Origin of the sequence: Carnobacterium sp. 1290_CSPC (genome assembly GCF_001053265.1) — a bacterium.
Classification (GTDB): Bacteria; Bacillota; Bacilli; order Lactobacillales; family Aerococcaceae; genus Aerococcus; species Aerococcus urinaeequi.
Genome location: NZ_JVVG01000048.1, coordinates 1 through 14,516, shown reverse-complemented (window position 1 = coordinate 14,516; position 14,516 = coordinate 1). Strand labels below are relative to the sequence as shown.

At 39.1% G+C, this 14,516-nt stretch carries 14 protein-coding genes; 4 read left to right on the top strand and 10 right to left on the bottom strand.

The annotated features are described in order from the left end of the window. Positions 1-29 precede the first annotated feature (29 nt). From pfkB to AC973_RS03275, 6 genes are all read right to left on the bottom strand, one after another. On the bottom strand, positions 30-947 hold the full coding sequence (pfkB, locus tag AC973_RS03300; RefSeq protein WP_048727260.1) for a 1-phosphofructokinase: 918 nt from the start codon (positions 945-947) through the stop codon (positions 30-32). Then, positions 944-1,714: a DeoR/GlpR family DNA-binding transcription regulator gene (locus AC973_RS03295; protein ID WP_048727255.1), complete on the bottom strand. Its 771-nt coding sequence runs from the start codon at positions 1,712-1,714 to the stop codon at positions 944-946. The genes pfkB and AC973_RS03295 overlap by 4 nt, the downstream gene beginning before the upstream one ends. 176 nt (positions 1,715-1,890) lie before the next feature. After that, positions 1,891-2,361 carry an NUDIX hydrolase gene (locus tag AC973_RS03290; protein ID WP_034252652.1) on the bottom strand — a complete coding sequence of 157 codons (471 nt, stop codon included), beginning with the start codon at positions 2,359-2,361 and terminating at the stop codon, positions 1,891-1,893. Positions 2,362-2,386: 25 nt separating this feature from the next. Continuing rightward, a complete protein-coding gene (locus AC973_RS03285) occupies positions 2,387-3,277 on the bottom strand; it encodes an NAD(P)H-hydrate dehydratase (protein WP_048727250.1) in 891 nt (296 codons plus the stop codon). A 122-nt stretch (positions 3,278-3,399) separates the two neighbouring features. Next, a complete protein-coding gene (gdhA, locus tag AC973_RS03280; protein WP_048727248.1) occupies positions 3,400-4,743 on the bottom strand; it encodes an NADP-specific glutamate dehydrogenase in 1,344 nt (447 codons plus the stop codon). Positions 4,744-4,906: 163 nt separating this feature from the next. Continuing rightward, a complete protein-coding gene (locus AC973_RS03275) occupies positions 4,907-6,517 on the bottom strand; it encodes a peptide ABC transporter substrate-binding protein (protein ID WP_048727246.1) in 1,611 nt (536 codons plus the stop codon). 334 nt (positions 6,518-6,851) lie between these two features. Between AC973_RS03275 and nrdH the strand changes: the two genes are divergently transcribed. Further along, positions 6,852-7,073 (top strand): glutaredoxin-like protein NrdH, encoded by a 222-nt coding sequence (gene nrdH / locus AC973_RS03270; protein ID WP_016897158.1) that lies wholly within the window; start codon positions 6,852-6,854, stop codon positions 7,071-7,073. Between the two features lie 114 nt (positions 7,074-7,187). Here the strand turns inward: nrdH and AC973_RS03265 are convergent, their stop codons facing one another. From AC973_RS03265 to trpX, 3 genes are read right to left on the bottom strand one after another with little or no spacing between them, the layout of a single operon-like run. Further along, positions 7,188-7,988 carry an ABC transporter ATP-binding protein gene (locus AC973_RS03265; protein ID WP_048727241.1) on the bottom strand — a complete coding sequence of 267 codons (801 nt, stop codon included), beginning with the start codon at positions 7,986-7,988 and terminating at the stop codon, positions 7,188-7,190. Further along, on the bottom strand, positions 7,988-8,878 hold the full coding sequence (locus tag AC973_RS03260) for an ABC transporter permease (protein WP_048727239.1): 891 nt from the start codon (positions 8,876-8,878) through the stop codon (positions 7,988-7,990). The genes AC973_RS03265 and AC973_RS03260 overlap by 1 nt, the downstream gene beginning before the upstream one ends. A gap of 12 nt (positions 8,879-8,890) precedes the next feature. Further along, positions 8,891-9,958 carry a tryptophan ABC transporter substrate-binding protein gene (gene trpX / locus AC973_RS03255; RefSeq protein WP_048727236.1) on the bottom strand — a complete coding sequence of 356 codons (1,068 nt, stop codon included), beginning with the start codon at positions 9,956-9,958 and terminating at the stop codon, positions 8,891-8,893. Between the two features lie 431 nt (positions 9,959-10,389). On the opposite strand from trpX, the gene AC973_RS03250 reads away from it, so the two are divergent. After that, positions 10,390-12,054: an NFACT RNA binding domain-containing protein gene (locus tag AC973_RS03250; protein ID WP_048727233.1), complete on the top strand. Its 1,665-nt coding sequence runs from the start codon at positions 10,390-10,392 to the stop codon at positions 12,052-12,054. Positions 12,055-12,174: 120 nt separating this feature from the next. On the opposite strand, the gene AC973_RS03245 is transcribed toward AC973_RS03250, so the two are convergent. Continuing rightward, positions 12,175-13,098, bottom strand: a complete 924-nt coding sequence (locus AC973_RS03245) for a diacylglycerol/lipid kinase family protein (RefSeq protein WP_048727230.1) — start codon at positions 13,096-13,098, stop codon at positions 12,175-12,177. Positions 13,099-13,298: 200 nt separating this feature from the next. On the opposite strand from AC973_RS03245, the gene lexA reads away from it, so the two are divergent. After that, a complete protein-coding gene (gene lexA / locus AC973_RS03240) occupies positions 13,299-13,910 on the top strand; it encodes a transcriptional repressor LexA (protein WP_016897164.1) in 612 nt (203 codons plus the stop codon). A 180-nt stretch (positions 13,911-14,090) separates the two neighbouring features. Then, entirely contained in the window at positions 14,091-14,243 is a 153-nt protein-coding gene (locus AC973_RS09955; RefSeq protein WP_192828981.1) for a hypothetical protein, read from the top strand. The last annotated feature ends 273 nt before the right edge of the window (positions 14,244-14,516 follow it).

Below are 14,516 nucleotides of genomic sequence, written 5' to 3'. Positions count from 1 at the left end.
TCTATCTCCTTCATTTACGATTGTATACCTTATTTATGTAAAAATGATAGACCCACTGCCCCGTTTAAAGCATCAATGTCTTCCTTCTCCGCCAAGTCTTCTTTAAATGCTGTGGCACTCCCACTTTGTACCGCTAGCACAAAGGCTTGAGAAGCTGGTAAACCTTGTTGTACTCCAGCAACAAATCCGGCAATCATTGAGTCACCAGACCCAACTGTATTGATGACTTTACCTTGAGGTGCATCAGCCTTAACAATACGCTCTTTGTCAATAAATAAGGCACCGTCACCACCTAGTGATACAACGACGTTTTCTGCACCTAATTCTTGTAACTTCTTACCATATAATACAACGTCATCTAGTGAATTGATTTCAACACCGAATAAGTCACCTAACTCATCCTGGTTTGGTTTGACTAAAAGTGGTGCCATTGGTAAGGCTTCGATTAGTTCTTGGCTTGCTGTGTCGAAGATGAATGGAATACCACGTTCTTTCAATAAGCTAATTAAGCTTAAGTAGAAATCTTCCGGTAACCCTTGTGCTTTACTACCTGAAAGGACTATCAAGTCTTCTGAAGTCATCATCTGAATTTGTTGGCGCAATTGGTTAATCGCCTCTTCATCAATGACAGGGCCTGCACCGTTAATTTCTGTTTCATTTTTTCCTTTAGTCTTCACATTGATACGTGTTGGACTAGAAATTTCGATAAATTGAGTAGATGACCCTTCTTTTTCCAACCATTCGCGTATAAAGTCCCCTGAGAAACCACCTACAAAACCTAAGGCAATATTGGGTACTTCAAATTGGTTTAGGATTCGGGATACATTAATCCCTTTCCCACCTGGTAACATCTGTTCACGCGTTGATCTATTCGTCTTCCCTGCTTGGATCTCATCAATGTACATTAAGTAATCGATTGATGGATTTAACGTTAGTGTATAAATCAATTGTTGACCTCCTTTATTTTATATACTTGAGTAAAATCTTCTTTTGCATGTCGGTCTTTAAAAATATTTGTAACGACTTGAAATTCACAATTTAAGGTTACCGTGATTGGATAAGTTTTCTCAAACTTACTTTGGTCAATCATGACATGAACGTCTATACTTTGATAGGCTGCTTGCTCTTTCAAAAAGGCTTCCGCTTCGTCAGTTGTCGTCAGTCCATCATTTAAATCGATCCCATTCATTCCTAAAAACACATGGTGAAAATGGTATTTCTTTAATTGCTTATGAGCGCTTTGACCAACAATTGCTTGGGTATTACCCCGTAAGGTGCCCCCTAATAATTGGATATTCAAGCCTTTACCAGCTGCAACAATCGCTTGATTGACACCATTCGTGATGATATTTAATTGCATGTCTGGTGTGATGAAATCAAGCATTAGTAAAGAAGTTGTACCGGCATCTAGATAAATAGTTTCGCCTTTTTCTATCAGACTCACTGCATATTGGGCAATCATTCGCTTCTCATTTGCATTATCGAGTACCTTGTCACTAAATCGGGGTTCTTCTCCAATTACAGGATTAGCACCCTTCTTCAACTTGGCACCACCATGAACGCGAATTAAGAGTCCTTCATCTTCCAGACTATCTAAATCACGACGCAAGGTTGACTCGCTGGCACTAGTCATGGTGACTAAAGTCTGCAAATCGACCATATGGTGCTGGTTTAAGTAATCTAAGATGATGGTTTTTCGTTCTTCTAATAACATCTTTTTCGAACTCCTTTCATGTAAATATTTTGTAAAGGAGATGCAAACGCTTACTCGATACCACAACCATTATACACGCAAAAACATTCAGAATCAATCATTTTCTTTCAAAATAAAAAAGAGAACAGCAAAATTCATGTCCTCTTCCATAAAAAATGCTTTTTTATGACCGCCTTTTACGCAAATCCTTCTTCTGAATAAAATGGTGGCTGCCCCAAATGTTGGATGGCGTGGTAACGATTTTGGACGATTTCATCCGCCATAGCCGGTAAATCGGACAAGTTCACCCATTTTAAATCATCATGTTTATCGGTTTCCATAATTTGCGGGGTACCCACAAATCGATTGCTCGTCAGATAAATATTATAGTAAGTAGTTTCATCATCTACACGTAGGTGGGTTAGACCCACAAATTCTAAATCGTCTGCCTGAATTTGAATGCCCAATTCTTCATAGACTTCTCGAACCATGGCTTGGCGTACCGTTTCCTGCGCTTCAACATGTCCAGATATACAATCCCACACATTCGCTAACATTTCCGTTTGCCCTCTGTGTTGTAACAGGACTTGCTTTTTTCCATCCAATTCCCGGGTTAAAATTAATATGCCCGCTGAAGGGTTATTATATCGCGATTTCCTACTTGCCATTTCATCACACTTTCTAACTGTACTTTTAAATTTCTTTCTTTGAGATTTCTTTCATTGCATATGGAATTTGTTTGCTAATTTGACTAGGTAGGACGACGTAATGGTATTCATACTGCTGGTCACCAATGTAGGAATGTAAGAAAACCGCCAGCTTAACTGCATCTGCAGTTTTGTTTAATTGACCTGCTAAACCAGCAATCATCCCCGCTAGCGTGTCACCCATACCGCCAGTTGCCATGCCAGGATTACCACCAGGATTTCGGTAACTTACCGGCTCATTTGGCACATAAATTTCCGTTGATGACCCTTTTAATACTAGGATAGTACCCGCTTGGTCTACCCAATTTTGAATACCCTCTTGGTCGTCGGCCCGGACTTTTCCTGCAGTTAGTCTACGCCATTCTCCTTGATGGGGTGTCAAAATGATTTCATGTTGATTATCAGGGGAAAGTAATTCTTGGATTTTCTTATCCTCATCTTCTGCCAAATCTGCCGCCAGTAAATTTAAAGCATCTGCGTCCAAGATGATCTTCAATGAGCGTTTAGAGGATGCAATTGTGGTTTTGATTAGCTTCCATAAGTCCAGATTATCCATCCCAAATCCGGGTCCAACCAACAATATATCCACTTTCTCAATCATCTTCTTGACAGCAAACACATCCGTCCAATCGATAATCATGGCTTCCGGCAAAACAGTATGGATAGCGGGCAAGTTAGCTGAATCAGTTGCAATCGTGGTTAAACCTGCCCCCGAATTGACTGTAGCCATGGTCGCCAATTGGGCAGCTCCACCCATGGCATGGTTCCCCGCAATAATCAGGACATGACCAAACAGGTTTTTATAGGCGTCCTCGTCACGAACTGGTATAAGTCTTTTAACAGCCGTTAAATTCAAATCAACCTTTGATAATGTCACAAACTTCACCCCTTTTCTTTCATTCTAGCACTAGTAAAAGAATATGCCTAACCCTTTACACGCAAAAAGGTTGACCATATTAGCCAACCTCTCGCTTACACATCGTGTGTAATGTATTTGAATTATACTAAACCTTGAGAAATCATTGCGTCTGCAACTTTTTTGAAACCAGCAATATTTGCACCGGCAATTAAGTTATCTTCTTTACCGTATGTGCTTGCAGCTTCTTTCGATTCGCTGAAAATATTTTTCATGATATCTTGTAACATGCCGTCAACTTCTTCAAATGTCCAACTTTGACGTTGGCTATTTTGTGCCATTTCTAGTGCTGAAACTGCTACACCACCGGCATTGGCAGCTTTCGCTGGTCCAACGTAAACATCATTTGCTAATAACGTTTCTGTTGCTGGTGCATCTAAAGGCATGTTAGCACCTTCAGAAATGAATTTCACGCCATTTTTAACTAATTGATCAGCTTGTGGTTTTTTCACTTCATTTTGTGTTGCTGCCGGGATTGCTAAGTCAGCTGCAATTTCGTGGTCCCAAACAGAACCTTCAAAGTAGCTTGCTGTAGATTTAGCTTCTGCATATGCAGTTAAACGTTCACGGCGAACTTCTTTTACATCACGTAAAAGGGCTACGTCGATACCAGTCTCATCGATGATGTAACCTGTTGAATCTGATACTGAAATCGCTGTACCGCCAAGTTCTTGAAGTTTTTCAGCAGCGTAGATAGCTACGTTACCCGCACCAGAAATAATCGCGCGTTTACCTTCAATTGTATCGTTTTTAGCTTTTAACATCTCGTTTAAGAAGTATACAGCACCGTATCCAGTTGCTTCAGTACGTGCTAATGATCCACCATATAATAATGGTTTACCAGTTAAGACACCATTTTCAAAGCCACGTAATTTTTTGTATTGGCCGAATAAAAAGCCAATCTCACGTCCACCAACACCGATATCACCGGCTGGTACATCTTTATCTGGACCGATATATTTTTGTAATTCCGTCATAAAGCTTTGGCAGAATCGCATAATCTCGTTGTCTGACTTACCTTTTGGATCAAAGTCAGCACCACCTTTACCACCACCGATTGGTTGGCCGGTAAGTGAATTTTTAAAGATTTGTTCAAAACCTAAGAATTTTAAGATACTTTGGTTTACTGTAGGATGGAAACGAAGCCCACCTTTATAAGGTCCTAGCGCTGAGTTAAATTGTACTCGGTAACCAGTATTTACTTGAGCATTTCCTTGATCGTCTGTCCAAGGAACACGGAAAGAAATGATTCTTTCTGGAATCGCTAGAACTTGTAGAATGTTTTTTTCTACATATTCAGGATGCTCTTCAATTACTGGCGCAACAGAATCTAAGAATTCGTCTAAAACTTGGATGAATTCTGGTTCAGCTTCGTATTGCTTGTGCCATCTTTCTTGAGTGACCTTAATATATTCTTGTGCATTCATGTTAATTCCTACTTTCTGTTCTTAATTATTACAATATAATGAGAACAGTACTTATTATATACAAAATCGCCAAAGAAGAAAAGTTTTTTACGACAAAATGATAAACATTTTTACACGGAATTTTGAAAGTACCGTCTATTACGTTAGATTATCTGTCATTACCCTACTCCGCTGTCTGAATATCGGTCCATCTATAGTTGATATATGATTGACCTGGTCGGTTGATATCAGATACTTGTGGATTTTCTAAAATTGCTTGATAGGACTGATACGCTGGAATTTGAACAGCATAGTCATCTAAACCAGCTTTTTCAAGCGCAATCAGCGTTTCCCATCTACCACTTGGGTCAAGGGCTTGCGCGCGGCTTTGGGCCACCAATTCATCTAATTGTTCGTATTGGTAGTTCCCCCGGGTAATAGTAGAATCAAAACGTTCTAAATAGTTTATTGGGTCCCCGAAATCAGCTTGCCAGAAAGTGACGCCTAAGTCATAGTCTCCATCAGATAAGGCTGCAAATCGAGCAGATGACGGCATAGTCTTTATGGTAACTTCAATACCCGGCAGGTTTTCTGTTAATTGCGATTGAATATACTCCGCAAAAATTTGACTTTCCTCGTCATCGGCCGCAACCATCTCTAAAGATAATCCTTCTAGGTTAGCCTCCGCCAAACCATTTTCCCAATTTTCTTGGGCAACTTCTAAATTGTAATCTGTTTCAATCGTCGCATCATCTCTAAAATCACCTTCAGTTTCAGGGTTCCAAGCCACTTCACGTGATACGAAGCCGGTGGTAGCAATTGAACCGTTTTGTAGAATATTATTTACAAAAGCTTCCCGGTCGATGGCTTGGTAGAGGGCACGGCGGATATTCAAGTTATCTAATCCCGGTGTTTCGTGGTTAACTTCGATATAATTCGTCCGCGGGATTGGATAAGTTTTGTAGTCTTCATTATTTTGATTTTGGACCGCAAAGTTACCAGTTAATTCGATGACATCTAATTGGCCAGAATCGTATAAATTTAGTGCGGTTGCTGTTTCAGGTAGGTATTGGAAATTAACCGTATCTAAATTCACATTGTCAGCATCCCAGTAGTGGTCATTTTTTGCAAAAGTCCAAGTGTTTCCAGTCGCTGCATCCCATTCAGTCAAAACAAATGGTCCGTTATAGACAGCAGAGTCACTGGTAGACCCGTATTTGTCACCTGCTGCTTCAACTGCCTCTCGATTTTGAGGGTAGTAAGCAGGTACGGTCAAAAGATCTTTAAAGTAAGCTGTTGGATTTTCTAAGGTGATTTCCAAAGTTTTATCATCCACTGCCCGAACACCTAATTCACTGGTATCTAATTCGCCAGCCATGATTTCTGTGGCATTGTTGATTGTACCGTCAAACATATAGGCATAGGGTGCACCCAAGTCAGGATCAACCATTCGTTGCCATGCATAGACGTAATCATCTGCGGTTACAGGGTCGCCGTTTGACCAAGTCGCTGCCTCCTTCAACTGGATGGTGTAGACAGTTCCGTCTTCGGAAACAGTCGGCATATCGTCTGCATCAGCCGCAATTAATTGGTTGTCCAAATCATACGTGTACAAACCGTTATAAAAGTTCATATTGGCTGTGATGGTCGCAATATTCGATGCTGCAAAGGCCGTATCAGCTGATTGAATTTCATCCGTGGATTGGATATTCAATATCTTTTCTGTACTTTCGCCCGAATCACCGCAAGCCGCAAGCATTGCTGCTGCCACTAGTCCCAACGCTATTTTCTTCATATATATTACCTCCCACATTTCTTGATAGCATTTGATTCATTATACAATTGTCCCCCTTGTTTTCAAGTTACAAGTGACAAGGGCTTTTATTTTTGGTAGAATTTAAACTTGGTTGTTTCGATCATTAATAATGAATGAAGTACCAAATTTGCACTTCTAAATACTCATTAAATTTTGATAGATTTGGAAATTCCCATACATCAAGCTTTTAGAACGAGTTACATTTTTTGCAAAAAGATTTTGAGCTAAACAACTTGACTCAGGACTATAAACCCTATATATTGTGTTCATAAGATAAATCACAACTACATGTGGCATATTTAGGGGGATAATAATGGTAACTGTATATACAAAACCAAATTGCATGCAATGCAATTTCACAAAAAAATATCTAACTGAAAAAGAAATCGAATTTCAAACAATCGATATTACAGAATCAGAAGAAGCATTAGCTGAAGTTAAAGGCATGGGCTTCCAAGCTGTACCTGTAATCGTTGCTGAAAACGAAGAAGCTTTCTATGGTTTCCAACCAGACCGTTTAGCAAAATTAGTTTAATCAAATTAAATGAAACGACTGAAGGATAAGCTTCAGTCGTTTTTATAAAAAAAGCGTCACGCCCTTTTCCTCATCATCATGATTTAGGATTTGGACTGTGACGCTTTTATTTGGTTAAATAGAACTTTCTTGTTCTTGATAGTCTGATTCAGCCAAGTCAGCCATGATTTGGTATAAATCACCTGCTGTTAACTGGTCTTTTTCTTCTTTACTAAAATCTTTAATAATTTTACCGTGGTGTAAAAGGATCATCCGGTTACCATATAGTAAGGCATCTTGTAGGTTATGAGTAATCATTAAGGCTGTTAGGTTGTGGTCTTTTACTTGGTCAGATGAAATTTCTAGAATACGTTTAGATGTCTTTGCGTCTAAAGCTGCTGTATGTTCATCTAATAGTAAAATTTCTGGTTTAGTGATAGTTGCCATCAATAAGGCAATCGCTTGTCTTTGCCCTCCGGATAATAAGCCGATTTCAGCATCCAATCGATTTTCTAAGCCTAAATGCAATTGGCTTAATGCCTTTTGGAATTGTTTGCGGTTGTCATCTTTAATAGCTAAACCTAGACCTCGTTTTTGACCGCGTTTCAAAGCTAATGATAAGTTTTCTTCAACGGTCATACGTGGTGCTGTCCCCATTGACGGGTTTTGGAATACTCGGGAAACAAATTTAGCCCGGTCCTCTTCAGCAAGACGACTAATATCTTTATCGTTTAAAGTGATGGCACCTGAGTCTAACAGGAAGGTGCCGGCAATGGCGTTCAATAGGGTTGATTTCCCTGCCCCGTTACCCCCAACAATGGTAATGAAGTCGCCCTTCTCTACTATTAATGATAAGTCATCTAGGGCTGCAAAGGCATCCGGTGTTCGTTTGTTAAATACTTTTTTTGCTTGGTTAATTTCTAATAAGGTCGTCATTATTTAGCCACCTTTCTGTATTCACGGTAGTCAGCCACTTTATTTTGAATGGTTGGAACAGCCAGACATAGAGCAACGATAATTGCTGAGAATAGACGGAAGTCATTCGCTTCAAAGTTCATCATTAAGACAATCGTTAATAGTAAACGATAAATAATTGAACCCACTAGGATCGTGATAAAGCGAACCCCTAATTTCACATTGCGGAATAGGACTTCCCCGATAATAATAGAAGCTAAACCAATAACAACAGTACCAACACCCATTTGAATATCAGCATAGCCGTTATCAGTAGAGACAATGTAACCTGAAACAGCAATCAATCCATTGGCTAGCATGTAACCAAGCATAGTCATTTCTGACGTTTCAATCCCTAGTGATTTAGCCATTTGCATGTTATCACCTGTTGCAATCAAAGCTTGCCCCATTTCTGTTTTAAAGAAATAAGTTAACAGTAAAATAATAGCTACTACAACGATTAAACCAATCACAATGGTATCTACATTACGTGGCAAGGATAAACCAGCAATCGCGTTTTTTAAAGTCGTCACCGTTGATAATGACATGTTGGCCTTACCCATGATTTTCAAGTTGATTGAGTAAATCCCTGTCATGGTAATAATCCCTGCTAATAACGGATTAATTTTCAAGCGCGTTACTAAAAACCCTGTAATAGCACCTGCAGCCATACCTGCTAAAAATGAAATCAACAATGTCGCAAAAGGATCAATATTAAAGTAAAGCATTTGGGCACCAATGGCACCACCCAATACAAACGACCCTTCAGTTGTCATATCCGGTGCATTTAAAATTCTAAAAGTAATATAGATTCCAAGACCCATTACAGCCCAGATTGTCCCTTGAGAAAAAGCACTAATTATCATGTCCATATGGTCCCCTCCTTATTCGCCAACTAATTCAGCGTATTCGTCACTGTTAACATCAATTGCCGCATCAATCAATTCTTGAGGTAGTTTAATGCCCAATTCTTCAGCTTTAGGTGTATTGATGTAGGTATCTGTTTTGTCATTATAGATAATTGGATAAGTTGCTGTATCTGCGCCTTCAATGACATCTGCTACTACTGTCGCTGTATCTAAACCGAATTGATATTGGTTGATACCAACTGTCGCTAACCCACCGTCAGCAACCATAGCGTCTACTACTGGAATAACTGGAATGCCGTTTGCATCTGTTACTTGAATTAAGGTATCCATAGCACTAGCAATTGTATTGTCATTTGGTACCCAGATAACATCCACTTGGCCAGCCAATTGTTCAGCAACTGATGCTAGGTCATTTGTTGAAGTAATGGTAGATTCTACTACGTTCAATCCTCTTGATTCAGCTTCAGCCTTGGCTTCACTAACCGTTTTGGTTACATTCGATTCTGAAGAATTGTAAATAATGCCGACATTTTCCATATCTGGTAAAATTTCTTGCATTAAATCAAATTGTTCTGCAACTGGTGCCATATCTGTAACCCCTGTTACATTAGCCCCTGGTTTTTCATCAGAAGCGATAAAACCGTTGTTAGCTGGGTCTGATACCGCAGATAAGATTACCGGACGATCGCCGTTAGCAGCATTGGCTAAAGCTTGAGCAGCTGGCGTTGCGATGCCGACTAAAATATCTGCATTTTCAGCAAGAAAAGCATTCGCAATCATGGCTAAATCAGATTGGTTTCCTTGGCCATTTTGGTAGTCAATTGTGATGTTTTCACCATCTACATAGCCACGCTCAGCCATGCCATCATAGAAACCATCTTTAATTTGGTCTAATGAAGGATGTTGGATAAATTGTAATAAACCGATAGTGATGTCTTCTTCTGTTTCCACTAATTGAGATTTATCCACCTCTTGACCTGTAGCTTCTAGCCCTTCTCGTTTTGCAATAAGGGTTGGCATTGCTAGATATAATGCAAAAAGGGCAAGCACTAATACCGCACCCATACTTGAAATTTTCTTCATGTCTTTCCTCCTAATTTTGACAATAAAAAACGCCCCACTCTAAACTGTAGGACGCTGGGTCCCACATAGTTGATTGATAAATCATTACTATCATGTCTATGTGGGGGTTATTTTGAAAGGCTCAAATTTTGTCTCCACATAAATACAGTCCAGAAAACTGAAGTTGTATCTATGCGCACTCGTGCAGATACAACTAATTCATGTGGCTTTGCCAGTATTTCATTGTTTGCACAGCAGTTAACATTTGAGTGGCTCCCTTCGTCTTTGATATCTCATTAAACAAATATTAACAAATCATGAGAAAAATGACAAGCATAATATCTGGAATATGAGCATTTTTGCCTAGAAAAAATCTTGTCAGCGAAAAATCGCAACTTTTGCTAAAATCGCCAATATCCCTTATAATGAAACGCTAGGAAGGTGGTGCTTACATGTCATTTGACGGTATGTTTACCCATGCACTGATTAAAGAATTAAACACAACATTTGCGGGCGGACGTATTCATAAAATCCAACAGCCATACGATATGGAGTTGGTCTTAACAATTCGCGCAAATCGCAAAAATCACAAATTATTGATTTCAGCCCATCCAAGTTTTGGGCGTATCCAAGTCACAGAACAAGCTTATAATAACCCAGAAACCCCACCAAACTTTACTATGGTATTGCGTAAGTATGTTGAAGGGAACATTATTGATAGCATTGAACAGTACGACAATGACCGGATTATCCTCTTCAATTTAACTAGACGAGATGAATTAGGCGACGCTAGCCAGCAACAATTGATTGTTGAAATTATGGGTCGTCATTCAAATATCTTTTTATTAGATAAGGATAATAAGATTATCGATGCCATCAAACATGTGCCCATGTACCAAAATACTTTTAGAACGATCCTACCTGGGGCGACTTACCAACTGCCCCCAATCCAAAACCAGGTTAATCCCTTTAAGGTTGGCGAAAACTTTGAATCCGACAAGTCCTTAATGACAGCTAAATTCTTACAGAGTCAACTTATGGGATTAGGTCGTGATTCAGCAATTGAATTGGCAAGCTTAATTGAAAAAGATAGTCGTAAACCTTATCAAGTGATTCAAGACTTCTGTGCGGACTTTGAAAATCCAAATCCAACCTTAGTGGTCCAAGATGATAAGCAACATTTCTTAGTCTTCCCTTACACAACAATTTCAGGAGAAGAAAGTCATTATGACGATTTGAGCGCCCTATTAACGGCTTATTATGCAGAGAAGAGTAAGCATGATTATGTCCGTCAAGTCGGTAATGCCATTATTCAAGTCGTTGAGAAGAATCTGACTCATCAACACAAACGGTTGGCTAATTTAAACCAGGATATGGAGAAATCATCTAAGGCCGACATTTTCCAGTTAAAAGGTGAATTATTGACAACCTTCCTTTACCAAATTGAAAAAGGCCAAACTGAAGTAACTCTAGCCAACTACTACGACAATGATCAACCCATTACGATTAGCTTAGACCCTGCCTTAACACCGTCACAAAATGCGCAGAAATACTACCATAAGTATAATAAACTACGGAATGCCATTAATCATATCGAAAAACAAAAAGTCGTTGCTGAAGCTGAGATCCAGTATTTAGAATCCATCCAAACCCAATTGAACTTCGCCGAACCAAATGAATTGGCGGATATACGGGATGAATTAATTGACCAGGGTTATCTTAAAAAACAAAAACAAGATAAGAAAAAACGGTCAAATAATGGCTCAGCTAAACCGCGTGAATATAAAACAGTGGAAGGTAACCGGATTTTAGTTGGTCGAAACAACAAACAAAACGACCAATTAACCATGCGCCAGGCCAATAAAAACCACTTTTGGTTCCATACCAAGGATATTCCTGGTTCACATGTTATTTTAGAAACCGATGAACCTAGTGAAGCTGAAATCATCCAAGCAGCTGAATTAGCCGCATCCTTTTCAAAATATAGCCAATCCAATAATGTGCCCGTTGATTACACGCAAGTAAAACACGTGAAAAAACCAAACGGAAGTAAACCTGGATTCGTGAATTACTTTGAACAAAAAACGATCTTTGTCACACCAACAAAAATCGTTTAAGTATCGATATTAAAAACTCATCACTGAATATACAAAAAGACCGATTGGCAGATTGCTCCCCCCTAGCTCGCTCGCAAGGGTAGTCATCAAACCAGTCGGTCTTTTTACTACATATATTTTCTAAATAATCCGTTTATAAGCGTGTTTCTTCACCTGACAGGTAAATATTGGTAATTGATAAATTTCCCCATCACAGTTCAGAACCATCGGGCTGCCATCCTTACTGGCATAAATCACTTCATCACATAATACATTATCTAGCTCTGCCAAATCTTCATGGTTTCCAGCGAAAAACTTGTATAAGACAGCCCATATTTTATGCATAGGCATGGTTTGTACATAAACCAATTCTAGAAGGCCGTCATTCACTTGACCATCAGTGTTGATCTTAAAACCACCACCATACATAACCCCATTGCATAATGCGGCCAGAATATATGGCTCATCCATCAGCTCCAACTCTGCCCCTTCTTTTCTGGCTATTAGGCAAATATCGAATGCCGTACCTGCTTGTAAGGCCTTTGGAATCGAAGCCATGTAGGCGTATTTTTGCAAGAATTTATGCTTTTCTTTAAAGTCATTGGCTTGAAAAACAACATTCGCATCGGCGCCAACACTCAAAATATTCATAGTATACAAGTCTAATTCAGGAATATAAATGGCATCCGTTTCGCTCGTTTTACCCTTAAAAATATGGTCAATCTGGTCTTTAACCGAACGGTTGCCATATAAGCCAGTATATAAGTCATTCCCAGTACCTAAGGGCAAAATAGCAAAAGTAAGCGCAGTATCTATCATCAAATTCCCGATTGAATGGACAGTTCCATCACCACCACAGGCAACAACTACCCCATATCGATATTTTTCTGAAAAACGGTCAATCAAAAATTGGCTAGACGCCTTTGATGTCGAATACACTAAAAAGATATCGTCTTTATTCAATCCTGCTTTTGAAGCCCGGTCTAATACCAATGCATTTATATCGGCCTTCTTCTTTTTCCCAGCAGCTTGGTTAAAAATAAATAAGAAACCCTTATTTCCCATGTTTGACACCTCTTTTATTTTATTACGTGTATGATTATGCCCTCTATTATACCAAACACTAGGCTATCAGACGAATATTGGTCAGTATTTTCACATTCATCGAATGTACGTTTGTATTGACCGAACGTATGTGCTATACTGATTATAAAATAAAACGTGAATAGTTAGAACTCATAACCCACAAAAAAGGAGTACAGCTAATGAAAGAACGTCATCTACAAATTCTAAAATGTATCTATTCAAACATTCAAAGTCAAGGGTTCCCCCCAACAGTAAGGGAAATCTGTGAAGCCGTGAACCTATCTTCAACTTCTACAGTCCATGGCCACCTTTCTCAATTAGAAAAGCAAGGTTATCTACTTCGGAATGCGACTAAACCGCGTGCTATGGAAATCACAGAAAAAGGCTTGGAATTACTAGGTGTATCTAGTCAAGGTATCCCAATGATTGGTACGGTAACTGCCGGTCAACCAATTACTGCCGTTGAAGATATTGAAGATTATTTCCCTATTCCGCCTACTTTGAAAAACCAATCAGAATCCCTATTTATGCTGAAAATCCGTGGTGATTCAATGATTGAAGCAGGCATTTTAGACGGAGACTTCGTTATCGTTCGTCAAGAATTGTCTGCCCAAAATGGTGATATTGTAATCGCCATGACAGACGAAGGTGAAGCTACTTGTAAACGATTCTTTAAAGAGGATGGGTATATTCGCCTACAACCAGAAAACCATAGCTTAGAGCCTATTATTTTACCAGACGTACAAATTTTAGGACGCGTAATCAGTTTATTTAGAGAACATACTTATTAATTCCTTATACCATGGTGGCATCCATTATCCGATGATCATCATGGTTTTTTTTGCACTCAAATTAACCATGTCGATGCCTATACGACAATCACCTATTTACATTTTTGAAATATCCACTAAATTAATCGCAAGAGATATTCCAGATTGCAGGCGTAAAGTATATGAAGCAATATATCGTCGATGCATTTGCAGAACAATTACTTGAAGCTAATCCTGCTTCTGTATTTAGAAAAGTGGTTACCAGAGGACTTGATAATTAACATCACAAAGGAAAATATCCTGTCAGAAACAGCCATCGCGGTTAAAGAAGCTGGCAACTACCATTTACGTTAGTTTACCCTCGACGGTAAATTGATCTTCGTGGACCTGCGACAGGTTTCGTCATCATGAACTATATCGATTCAAGTTTCTTCTGATACACTTAGTGGTCAATTAACAGTAACTTGTGATGGTGACCAATATGTCATGGCCTTCCCGTCTTATGAGCTGTACCTGAATTGAATATTACCGCCTAATAATGATTGCTCGACCAATATGCTATTATTTAGGTTCTATAATAAATAGTGTTGGTGAGAATTCATATTGAATCTCATTGACACTATTTTT